Below are 12,079 nucleotides of genomic sequence, written 5' to 3'. Positions count from 1 at the left end.
ACTTTTCGCCTTTATTTTGTTCTTGTTTTTCATCCTCTATGATTCAATCTATGAAACATATCTTTCTTTTACTTCTCTTTTTTTTCTGTATCAATACCGCAAGGGCACAGGAGGTAGTGGTGGGCACTTTGTCCGATACCATCCCTGTAGATGAAAATTGGATTCCTAAGGAAATAGAAGGTGCTCATTACCAAATAGAGCCTGATCTGTATTTCACCTATCAGAAGCCAAAATTTTGGGATTTGATCAATAAGGCACCCCGCAATGCCCTTAATACCCTCAAGGACTTCGTCTCCAAACCCTATTATCCGTATGGTATCGCTGCTTTGGGCGCTACGGCTGCCCTGATTCCCGCCGATCCTTGGCTGATTCGAGAGAGTCGTAGCTTAGGGGAGAGCATGGGACTGAATGAAGCACATACCTATAAGAAATTGGGATTCCTCAAGATTGTCCCTGCCGATGTGAACTCGGCGCTGTACTTTATAGGCAATGGTACTACCTTTATACTCATCAGTGGAGGGCTGGCTACCTATGGCCTGATCACCGATGATTACAGAGCTAAGAGTACTGCCATGCAACTGATTGAAAGTATCCTCATCACAGGAGTATTCGTACAACCTCTCAAGCGCCTTACCGGAAGGGAAAGTCCCTTTATCACTGCAGAAAATGGAAATTGGCACAGTTCTTGGACATTCGCTCCAAGCTTTGCCGCCTACCAGAAGCATACCTCCAACTATGATGCGATGCCTTCTGGACACCTGACTACAGCTATGGCTGCGGTTACGGTACTGGCTGAGAACTATAAGGATTATAAGTGGATCAAGCCTGTGAGCTATACCGCTTTGGCGCTGATGTCCTTCGAGATGATGCAGAGCAAAGTACACTGGGCATCGGATTACCCTATAGCCCTCTTTATGGGTTACCTCATCGGAAAAAATATTGCCAAATCGCGTATTGAAACCTCCGACTATCGGGTCAAGACTGCTCAGAAATACCATTGGAACCTCTCCAGCTCCACCGCTTGGGATGGCACACCTCTATATGGAGTAGCCTTGAGTTTTTAGTTTTTAGTTTTGAGTTTTGAGTTGCCTGTAGGGAGCGAATGACCATTCATCCTTATTGACCATTTCTAAAACCCTTTCATTCTATAATCCTAAAACCCTTATATTATGAATTTATACCAGATTTTACAAGAAAAACAGTGGGTAGACCTCTCCCATCAGATTGACGAACATTCGCCTAAGTTTCCTGCCCTACCCGCACTGGAACAAAAAGACCTCTTCACTCTCAAAGATGGCTTCCATGTACAACAATTCTCTGTGGTAGGCCAGTATGGCACTCATATCGATGCCCCTATCCACTTTGTAGAACAAGGACGCTGGCTCGATGATATACCCTTAAAAGACCTACTCTTGCCGCTCTATGTGATAGACAAGTCCCAAGAGGTCTCCCAAAACAACGATTATATACTCACTCGCGAAGATATTTTGGCCTTCGAAGCACAACATGGACAAATAGTTCCAGGGGCTTTTGTAGCTTTCCGTAGCGATTGGCACAAGCGCTGGCCTTCGTATGAGCAGATGCGTAACTTAGACGACAAAGGCGTACAACATACCCCTGGCTGGAGTCGCGAAGCTTTGGAGTTTCTCATTCATGAGCGCAAGGTCAAGGCTGTAGGCCATGAGACCTTGGATACCGATGCAGGAGTGCCTGCCGCTGCAAAAGGATTAGTAGAAGAATATTACCTTCTCTCTCAGGATATCTACCAGATAGAAGTAATGGCCAATCTTGACCAATGTCCTGCAACAGGCGCTATCATCTCCATTGCCTACCCTCACTGGAGAGGAGCGACAGGATCTCCTGTACGTGCTGTAGCGATCTTTTAGATAACAGGAAACAAGTAATAGGGAAAATCCGCGAGAGTTCACTGATCTCCGGCAGCTGTTAATAAGTTAATTTTTTTAATAAATTATATAATCGTAATTTTGCACTCTATAGATTATATACAAATTTTGTAACCAATGAAGAAGTATTTGTTACCATTGTTAGCGTTGTCTTTCTCCGCTATACATTGTACAAAAGAGAATGAGAAAATCGTTGTACAAGAGAAAGTAACGCAAGGCAGTATGATCCTCTCAGGTGAGGGCGTACCCAGCGCCGAAAAAGGACAAACAGGTGATTATTACCTGGACTTGAGTTCTTCAGCTCTCTATGGCCCTAAAACGAAGGACGGTTGGGGTAATAGCGTATTGAATCTCAAGGGATTAAAAGGAGATAAGGGAGACAAGGGAGATAATGGTACCAATGGACAAAACGGACAGCCTGGCCAAAATGGACAGCCTGGACTTACTCCTCATATTGGCGAGAATGGCAACTGGTGGGTTGGCAATACCGACTTGGGTGTAAAAGCACAAGGGAACCCTGGAACTAATGGACAAGATGGACAACCCGGCCGCGATGGACAACCCGGACAGCCCGGTCGCGATGGACAAAATGGACAACCTGGTCGTGATGGACAAAATGGAGAAACCCCTCGTATTGGTGACAATGGAAACTGGTGGATAGGTAACGAAGATACTGGAAAACCTGCACGTGGAGCTCAAGGACCTCAGGGAAACCCTGGAACTAACGGACAAAATGGACAACCTGGTCGTGATGGACAGAATGGGCATACCCCTCGTATTGGTGACAATGGAAACTGGTGGATAGGTAACGAAGATACTGGAAAACCTGCACGTGGAGCTCAAGGACCTCAGGGAAACCCTGGAACTAACGGACAAAACGGACAGCCTGGTCGTGATGGACAGAATGGGCATACCCCTCGTATTGGTGAGAATGGCAACTGGTGGGTAGGTGATCAGGATACAGGAAAACCCGCTCGCGGAACTCAGGGGCCTCAAGGGTCTCAAGGAAACCCCGGACAACAAGGAGCTCAAGGAAACCCTGGCCGTGATGGGCAACCTGGTGCTGATGGCTCTAAGATCTTAGCCGGTAATGGGACTCCACAAGCCTCAGATGGTAATATAGGTGACTACTTTATAGACAAAACAGCCAAGATATTCTATGGACCTAAAACAGCCTCTGGATGGCCTACTACAGGAATTTCTCTTACAGGAGCACCTATGGCTACCGAAGATTATGAACTTAGCTCCGATGGAAAGACTTTACTAAAATGGCTTAACCCTAAGACTTCCTATATAGACATGAACTTAGAACCTAAGCTCAGGAATGTTACTACTATAGCAAGTGGGGCTTTTGTTACTGTACCAGAACTACGGGATAGACTCTCTACTGTGATTATAGGAGATGGTGTAACAGAGATTCAAGCATCCGCTTTTTCTGGCTGTGGAGCACTAAGAAGAGTGGAACTACCAGAAGGACTTACCGCTATAGCAGATTTTACTTTTACAAATTGTATTAGTCTGCAATATATAGATATTCCAGAGACAGTAACTTCTATAGGGATGCAAGCTTTTTCTAATTGTGCCAAACTTAAAAAGATTACTATTCCTAAAGGAGTAGCGCATTTTAAATCTCGTACTTTTTTGAATTGCTCTGCTCTTAAAACACTTGTTTTGGAGAACCCTACTGCGTTCAATATAGATCAAATATCGAGTGCTTTTTCAGGAACAACACTTACTGTTATTTATGTACCTCATGCATCAAAACAAGCATATAAAAATCTCAATAATAGCCGTAAAGCCATTATAAAATCTATTGTAATAGAATAGCAGATCTTTTCAAAACTATATAACATGAGAGAGGGCTACCCAAAAGGATAGCCCTCTTTTATATAACATAAAACAAATTATTCTTGCATTCCTGCTTGGATAGCAGTGATAAGCACTGTATTGTAAATATCAGGTACTGTAGCCCCACGACTAAGATCGTTTACAGGCTTGCGCAAGCCTTGTAGCATAGGTCCTATAGCGATAGAGTGCGTTTCTCTCTGTACGGCTTTGTAAGTGATATTTCCTGCATTGAGGTCTGGAAAAATAAGTACATTAGCCTTACCAGCAACAGGAGAATCTGGCATCTTCTGTTTGGCTACAGTGGCATCCACTGCGGCATCGTATTGGATAGGGCCTTCTACAAGTAGGTCAGGGCGTTGTGCTTTTACTATCTCAGTAGCTTCACGCACTTTGTCTACCTCTTCCCCACTTCCTGAAGTACCTGAAGAGTAAGAAAGAAGGGCTACTTTAGGCTCTATACCAAAGGCTTTGGCTGACTCGGCAGAGGTGATAGCGATTTCAGCCAATTGCTCTGCTGTAGGCTTAGGTACTACTGCACAGTCTCCATATACCAATACACGATCAGGCAAGATCATAAAGAAAACTGAAGAGACTGTTTTCACGCCTTTCTTAGTTTTGACAAACTGCAAAGAGGGGCGTATGGTGTGTGCTGTGGAATTCACCGCTCCAGATACCATCCCGTCAGCCTCTCCCATAAATACCATCATAGTACCATAGTAAGAGATATCAAGCATCAGCTCTTGGGCTTGTGCTTCAGTCATGCCTTTTTCTTTACGTATTTCATACAATTTCTTCCAATAAGCCTCATAGTTAGAGCTCTTCTTAGGAGAGACGATTTGGATACGCTCAGGGTTCCAAGTAAGGCCTAACTCATCCACACGAGCGAGGACTTCTTTTTCTTCTCCTAAGATAGTCAAATAAGCCAATCCGTCTTCCGCAAGTTTAGCTGCTGCAGAGAGGATTCTCTTATCTTCTCCTTCGGGAAGAACAATGCGTTTTTGAAGTTTCTTAGCCGTTTCTACCATGTAATTTTGGAACTTCTTGGAGGTATCAGGCGTTGCGTCAGATGTGTTCATTATCGTTCTATTTTTTTTAATATTCCTTCTGAACCACAAAGGTACGATTTTTTTAGGTAATAGGTAATAGATAATAGGTAAAATTTTTCATTTTTCAATAAAAAAGCTGCCTTTTTGGGGCAGCTTTCTTTATCATGGAATTGAAAATTTTATTTATCCTCTAGAAGTTTTTCCTTTTTTAGCTTTAGAACCTACACGGCTCATAGCACATCGGAAACCGATATAGTCAGTAGCACTATACTGAGGGAGATATCTGCGTTGTGCTGGATCAATCCAATAAGCGCGATCTCTCCAAGAACCTCCTTTGATTACACGAGCTTCGTCGTCTATAAGGGTAGTACGGTCGTTAGAACGGTCATATACTTTTATGATACCTCCTTGACCATCATTAAGGATTTTTTGGTTAGGAGAGTTATACATGGTACGAGACACATTAGCTCTCTGGCTTGCTGTAAGAGAATCTATGTTTTCAGAATGTCTGTCCATAGTAAGTTTTGCATATTCCTTGCTTGATACTCTATCCCCATCTCGGTAGTTACGGTTATCAGCAGTAGTAAAGTTATAACGGAGGTAAGTTTCGTTATCGTCCACAGCTACCTTAGCCAACTGACCAGGAAGGTTTCTTGCTATAATACGTCCGTTACTTAGGGTATCATAAGTGATAGATTGAGCATCTACTACTACAAGCTTACCATCTTCACCGATTTTATTTTTAGTATACACATTACCACGATAGTAGTTGAAGTCACTAAGTTCATCATCTACACGAGGACGATATACGTCGGCTACCCATTCAGCCACATTACCAGCCATATCATAGAGCCCAAAGTCGTTAGGAGCAAATGTCTTGACCTTAGTTGTGATATCTCCTTTATCTTCAGACCATCCTGCAAGTCCACCATAGTCCCCTTGTCCTTGTTTGAAATTGGCCATTTGGTTACCCATCTCAGCACGTTTTCCATTACGAGTATAGCGACCTGCCCAAGGGTATTTCTTACGTCCACGGATACTGTTGTATTCACGGATACCATTAAGAGACTTAGCAGCATATTCCCATTCTACTTCAGTAGGGAGGCGGTATTCAGGAAGGAGGATACCTTCTGTTTGCTTGGCATAGGTAACATTACCATCCTTATTAGTAGCTTTTTTACCTGCAAATTCGGATACTTTTCTACCATAAGAATTTTCAGGTGTGTTTAGGTAAGTATCAGTACTGAAAGTACTTTCAGCATCTACTTGATAGCGAGAACCTTGTTGTATATAGCCATCTTTTTCAAGGATAGACTCATTTACACGGTTAGTACGCCAAGAGCTGAATTGAGTTGCTTGTACCCAGTTCACCCCTACTACAGGATATTCTGCATAGGCAGGGTGACGAAGATATTCGCTTACCATTGTTTCATTAGCACTTAGTGGGCTTCTCCATACGAGAGTATCTGGAAGTGCTCCTAAGTAAATGTTCTTATAGTGACCGTCCTTATCTTCTGGAGGAAAAACTTGCTTAAGCCAATCGAGGTACTCCATATACATTTTGTTAGTTACCTCAGTTTCATCCATATAGAAGGATTGTACGTGTTGTTGGCTTGGAGTATTATTCCAGTCATGCATCACGTCGTCTTGTACTTTACCCATAGTAAAAGTACCCCCTTCTACAAATACCAATCCAGGACCGGTTACTTGTTCCTTGAAGTTTGTATTGTATTGGAATCCACCTTCTTTAGCGTTTATTTTCCACCCTGTGGCACTGGAAGTATTCTTATCAGATCCTTTCTTTCCACAGCCTACTAGAAATGCTGCCACTAAGAGAGAGGCCAACATAGGTTTTTTTAAACTTTGCATATCCATTTCTAAATAAAATTTTCTAATTGTTCAATTTTGGCGCAAGTTACTACTTTTTTTCGATACAAAAAGCATTTTTTGTTTTTTTTTTCATATGTTGATAACTTCTTTTTTAACACTGTTTTTCCTTTAAAAACAAGGGGTTACGAAGTTCACAAGACAAAAAACTTTTAAACACTCATAAAAACATTAGCTAAAATTAACACTTAGTTTGTCATTTTGATAGGTTAAATTATATTTTTTAGATAGAAAATTACGGCTTTTTTACCTGTTGTGGAGGATATTGTTTGAGGATCTCACTGACAAACTTATCTATCTGCTCGTCCTTGTTAGCTCTTTCGGAGAGCATTCCAGCTCCTTTCCCTTGCCAGATAAGGTCTTTCCCCTTACCATCAATAATATCAATGAAGAGGATTCCTTCTGTCTGGGTAGGGGTCACTTGTACTGTGCTCCCCCATACGGGGCCCCAGCCCCAACCGACTCCTACAGTCTGGTACAAATCCTGTCTTTCTCTCTCTCGAGTAAAGAAATTAACAAAAATATCGGGAGTCTCCGAAAGTGTATAGCCTTTCTCTAACATTCGGCTCTCAATGCTTCTGAGAATACGCTTCTTGTCTAAGTCGGAGACTTCTGCCTTATCTATTCCTTCCTTGAGGAATGCAAAGGTCTTATACTGAGCAAAAGGTGCCTTACTGTCATAATCTGAGCTTACTTGTATGCCTGCACAAGAGGTCAAAACAGTGGCAACTATTGCGAGGGTAATGAATGGTTTCATAAACACAATTTTTTGATTAAAAATATACCTATCAAAAAATATACCAAAAATAATGAACAGGGAGCAATGAGCAGGGGTGTAATAATTTCCTTTTAAAATTCTATACAATATCAAAAGTTAATGGTTAATAAGAAATCTCATTAACCACTAACCTTTAATCATTGATTATTTATTTGATTTTATTAGCATATTTGTCATAGTAGAAAATAGGTAATGGTTTTCCATTATGCTTAAGGGATTCCAATTCTTTGATAAAATCACTAGATTTTCCTACAATGATAAAGCGTAAATTGTTATACTTTATATATTTGTTAGCTACACGCTTTACATCTGCTACAGTTACTGCTTCTATATTCTTGATATAATTGCTGTAGAAATCCATAGGGAGCTTCTGTGTCTCTCTGGTTACAGCAAGGTTGGCAATGGTAGCAGGGTATTGGGTAGACATGACAAAGCGTCCGACCAGCTGTCCCTTTACCTCTTTGAGCTTCTGTTCGCTAACATTTTCTGTCTGGATACGCTTGATCTCTTTAAGAATTTCTACAACAGACTTAGCTGCTACTTCGTTACGTACTCTCACTGATACAAAGAAGTTAGCCAAAGTAAAACGGTTTGTCCCCATGTAAGAGCGAGCTCCATAGGTGTATCCGTGCTGTTCACGTAGGTTGATGTTGATATAGCTACCATAGTCTCCTCCAAGTATTTGGTTGAGTACTCTTACAGCAAAATAGTCCTTATCACTCATCTTAAGTGGATAGAGGTTGAAGGCACTAATTTCTGTCTGTACTGCGGTAGGCACATCTACTAAGTTCACCTGAGTATACTGTACATCCTGAGGAGTAGGAGTGGTCATCTGTAGCGATTTGGCAGGCCACCATTCATGGAAATATTTGGATACTAATTCCTCCACCTGAGCGGTATTGACATCGCCCACCACTACCATATAAGCATTGGCTGGAGAAAAATAAGTCTTATAGAAGTTGGAGACATCACTAAGGGTAATACTCTTGAGGGATTCTTCGGTATAGAAACTTCCATAAGGGTGTTTTTTACCATAGGTAAGAGCACTATTGAGACGGTAGATAATGCTCTGAGCACTATTCTCTTCTGCTTTGAGTGAAGCAATGGCTTTGTCACGTGCCTTGTCCAACTCTGCTTGGGTGAAGTTCGGGTGCAGGGCAGCCTCTGCAAATAGCTCCAATACACGTGGAAAATAGCGAGTCAAGGAATAGGTATTTCCTCCATCGACAGTAAGGTATACCGTAGCTCCCATACGATCAGTTTCCTCTACGAATGCCTCTTTGGAGATATTTTTGGATCCACCTCCCATAAGCTCAGAGGTGAGATAGTACATCCCTGGCTTCTGAGTTTCATCGATAGGAGGTCTGTCCAAGGTAAGGCTAACAGAGACATGAGGTAGCTTATGGTTTTCCACGACCATAAGGGTAAGCCCATTAGGGAGTTTTTTCACATGAGGTTCTCCCAAAGTAAAGGAAGGCATTTGGGTAGGCTCAGGCATCTTGTCTCGATCTATCTGGGCAGACAAGAGAAAAGGGGTAAGCAATGAAATGCTTGCTAATAATATTTTTTTCATGGAGATGCTTTTTTAGTTGGATTTTTTTTCAGGTAGATAATCTATTTCTAAGCGTTGGTTTGCATTGAGATATTGCTTAGCTACACGGCGAATATCCTCACGAGTTACCTTACGATAGAGATCTAATTCTTTGTTAATAAGGTTGGTATCCTTGTAGAAAGTATAGTCCACAGCCAAGGAGTAGGCTATTCCTCTTACATCTGAATTATTAGCTATAAAACTGGTTTCAAAGGAGTTAAGAAGCTTTTCATATTCTTTTTCAGAGATAAGTTCTGTCTGTAAGCGCTTAATTTCACTGTCCATATCGCGAGTAAGCTGTTCCAAAGGTGCATCCTGAGCCACAGCAGCAATCATAAGGATTCCTATATCCTCATAGTTACAAGTGTAAGAGATGAATTGGAGTACTTCTTTCTTTTCCTCTACCATTTTTTTGTAGAGGCGGGCACTCTCTCCATTGGCCAAGAGAGCTTGGATGAAGTCCATCACACGTGCATCTTGTTCGGTCATCTTAGGAGTACGCCAAGCCAATACTTTGGCTGGAGCTGTGATATTAGCATCATAGTCAGTTACTTTTTTAGTCTGTGTGATGGGGGCATCCATAGGATAATTACGAACTGGCTTAGCCTGACGATTTTTGATAGGACCAAAATAGGTTTCTATCCAGCTTTTTGCCTGATCTTTCTGGAAATCTCCAGCTACGACCAAGACTGCATTGTTAGGGTTGTAGTAACGGTGGTTGTAACGGATGAAGTCTTCGAGCTTGGCGGAGTTCAGGTCGTCCATACTACCGATGGTAGGGTGTTTGTAAGGGTGCTTATCGAAGAGGTGATTTTGCACCACAGGCATATAGATGATTTTTCCATAAGGTACATTATCCGTTCCTTCGCGTTTTTCTTCTTTGACTACTTCCTTCTGTGTATCCACACCTATCTGATTGATTACAGGGTGAAGCAATCGTTCGGACTCCATCCACAAGGCCAGTTGTAAGTTATTGGAGGGAACGGTCTCATAGTAATAAGTCTTGTCCACATCGGTGAAAGCGTTGTTATCTCCACCATGAGCAGAGACAATATCGAACCAACGACTTCTGGGGATATTCTTGGTTCCTTCGAAGAGTAGATGTTCAAAAAAGTGAGCAAAACCGGACTTCCCTGGGAGGTCATCTTTGGCTCCTACATGATACATAACTGTAGTAGTGACTACAGGAGCAGAATTGTCCTGATGTAGAATCACATGCAATCCATTAGGGAGGTCATACTCTTCAAAGTTGATTTTTTGTGCCATAGCTATTCCAGTGGAGAGTAGCAAAGCATTGAGCGTTAAAATATATTTTTTCATAAATGAAAGTGATAAAAACATTACGGCAAAGTTAGGTTTTTTTCCTGAGATAAAGAAATATTTTAGGAAAAACTTACCTTTATAAGAATAAAAAAAGGTTACCCACATGGGGTAACCTTTTTGAAGGTATTAAATCCTAAATAATTATTTTATTAGGTTGATTTCTACACGACGGTTAAGTTCTCTACCTTTCTTGTTCTTGTTAGAAGCGATTGGTTTTTCAGGACCGAAACCTTGAGATTCTAAGCGGCCTGCATCGATACCACCTTGGATGAGGTATACTTTCACAGCATCAGCTCTGTTTTGAGAAAGGATCATGTTTTTAGCTTTCTTACCAGTGCTATCAGTGTGACCTTCGATACGGAAGCGGCTGTTAGGATATTTCTTAAGAACATTAATGATTTGGTTCAATACTTCAGCAGATTGGAACTTAATAGTAGCCTTACCTGTATCGAACAAGATAGTCTTAGCATATTGGTTCAACTGTTTTTGTTCTTTTTCATCAGGTTCTGGACAACCTTTGTTGCTTGCAGGACCAGCTACTTCAGGGCAAAGGTCATCTTTGTCAAGAACACCATCACCATCTGTATCAGGCCAAGGACATCCACCGTTTTCAGCAGGACCAGCTACATCTGGACATTTGTCATCTTTGTCAGCAATACCATCACCGTCAGTATCAGGACATCCGTTGAATTCTTTTGGACCAGCTACTTCAGGACAAGCATCGTCTTTATCAGGAATACCGTCACCGTCAGTATCAGGACATCCGTTGAATTCTTTTGGACCTTTTACTTGTGGACAAGCATCGTCTTTGTCAGCAATACCATCTCCATCAGTATCAGGACATCCGTTGAATTCTTTTAGACCAGCTACTTCAGGACAAGCATCCTTATTATCAGGGATACCATCTTTGTCAGTATCTTTAGAACCGAATTTGATTACGATACCAGCAGAGTGTTGGAAGTAGTCAGTTCCATTCTTTTGGAAACCATGGTGGTAACCTGTCTGAAGGTTTACACCTAGGTGGTCAGTGAACCAGAAGTTGATACCACCACCAGCAAGAGCTTTGAATCCTCCTTCTTTGTCATCGAAGCGGCTTTCGTAAGCAGTATATCCTCCCCCTACTTTGATATAAGGATCGAACCAGCCTGATTCTGTAGTAAACAATCTTCTAAGAGCATACTTAGCTTGTAGGTTAGCGCTCCAGAATGATTTATCTTCGCTGTATCCATCGAATCCTTCTTTGATTTTGTTCAAGGATCCTTCGATTTCAGCAGAGAAACCAGCACCTATGTAACGAGCTACAGAGAGCTTAGTCACAGCAGGAAGAATGTTCAAGTCTTTAGTTCCTCCCCAATCTTTGAGGAAATCTCCAAACTGATGAGGTGTACGGATATCAACAGCATTGATTCCGAACCCTATCGCCCATTTGCTGTTTTCATCCTGCGCTTGCACAGAGCCTACTGTAGCTACCAATGCTAAAGACGCTAATGAAATTTTAATTCTTTTCATACGTTTGAAATTTAATTTAATATTTGTAATTGTTTAAAACTCGCCGCTAAAGTACAATTTTTTTTTCTCCTACACAAAAATTTTTCAGTACTCGAAAAAAAATTAACATATTAATAATGTTTGTTATGTGTTTTTAAGCTTAAAAATCTCCCTAAAAAGACCTTATTTCTGTTGATAACTTTTTCCATCCCCC

The 12,079-nt window shown here is 41.5% G+C and carries 8 protein-coding genes and 1 pseudogene; 3 read left to right on the top strand and 6 right to left on the bottom strand.

The annotated features are described in order from the left end of the window. The first annotated feature begins 50 nt into the window (after positions 1-50). From CGC50_RS08015 to CGC50_RS08005, 3 genes are all read left to right on the top strand, one after another. Positions 51-1,064 carry a phosphatase PAP2 family protein gene (locus CGC50_RS08015; RefSeq protein WP_095910402.1) on the top strand — a complete coding sequence of 338 codons (1,014 nt, stop codon included), beginning with the start codon at positions 51-53 and terminating at the stop codon, positions 1,062-1,064. A 105-nt stretch (positions 1,065-1,169) separates the two neighbouring features. Continuing rightward, positions 1,170-1,886, top strand: a complete 717-nt coding sequence (locus tag CGC50_RS08010) for a cyclase family protein (RefSeq protein ID WP_095910401.1) — start codon at positions 1,170-1,172, stop codon at positions 1,884-1,886. A gap of 135 nt (positions 1,887-2,021) precedes the next feature. Continuing rightward, entirely contained in the window at positions 2,022-3,731 is a 1,710-nt protein-coding gene (locus CGC50_RS08005) for a leucine-rich repeat protein (RefSeq protein WP_095910400.1), read from the top strand. 77 nt (positions 3,732-3,808) lie between these two features. Here the strand turns inward: CGC50_RS08005 and pta are convergent. From pta to CGC50_RS07975, 6 genes and pseudogenes are all read right to left on the bottom strand, one after another. Then, positions 3,809-4,828 (bottom strand): annotated as a pseudogene (gene pta / locus CGC50_RS08000) (phosphate acetyltransferase); the annotation flags it as partial. Between the two features lie 153 nt (positions 4,829-4,981). After that, positions 4,982-6,673 (bottom strand): gliding motility lipoprotein GldJ, encoded by a 1,692-nt coding sequence (gene gldJ, locus CGC50_RS07995; RefSeq protein WP_455578798.1) that lies wholly within the window; start codon positions 6,671-6,673, stop codon positions 4,982-4,984. A gap of 247 nt (positions 6,674-6,920) precedes the next feature. Continuing rightward, entirely contained in the window at positions 6,921-7,442 is a 522-nt protein-coding gene (locus CGC50_RS07990) for a DUF4136 domain-containing protein (protein ID WP_095910398.1), read from the bottom strand. Between the two features lie 169 nt (positions 7,443-7,611). After that, positions 7,612-9,036 carry a M16 family metallopeptidase gene (locus CGC50_RS07985; protein ID WP_095910397.1) on the bottom strand — a complete coding sequence of 475 codons (1,425 nt, stop codon included), beginning with the start codon at positions 9,034-9,036 and terminating at the stop codon, positions 7,612-7,614. A 12-nt stretch (positions 9,037-9,048) separates the two neighbouring features. Then, a complete protein-coding gene (locus CGC50_RS07980; RefSeq protein WP_232781071.1) occupies positions 9,049-10,374 on the bottom strand; it encodes a M16 family metallopeptidase in 1,326 nt (441 codons plus the stop codon). 144 nt (positions 10,375-10,518) lie between these two features. Further along, positions 10,519-11,886, bottom strand: coding sequence for an OmpA family protein (locus CGC50_RS07975; RefSeq protein WP_095910396.1), 1,368 nt, complete (start codon positions 11,884-11,886; stop codon positions 10,519-10,521). Positions 11,887-12,079: the final 193 nt, after the last annotated feature.

This window comes from Capnocytophaga gingivalis, from assembly GCF_002302415.1.
GTDB classification, from domain to species: Bacteria; Bacteroidota; Bacteroidia; order Flavobacteriales; family Flavobacteriaceae; genus Capnocytophaga; species Capnocytophaga gingivalis.
The sequence above is the reverse complement of the archived record's forward strand: the minus strand, read 5'-3'. Positions and strand labels throughout refer to the sequence as shown.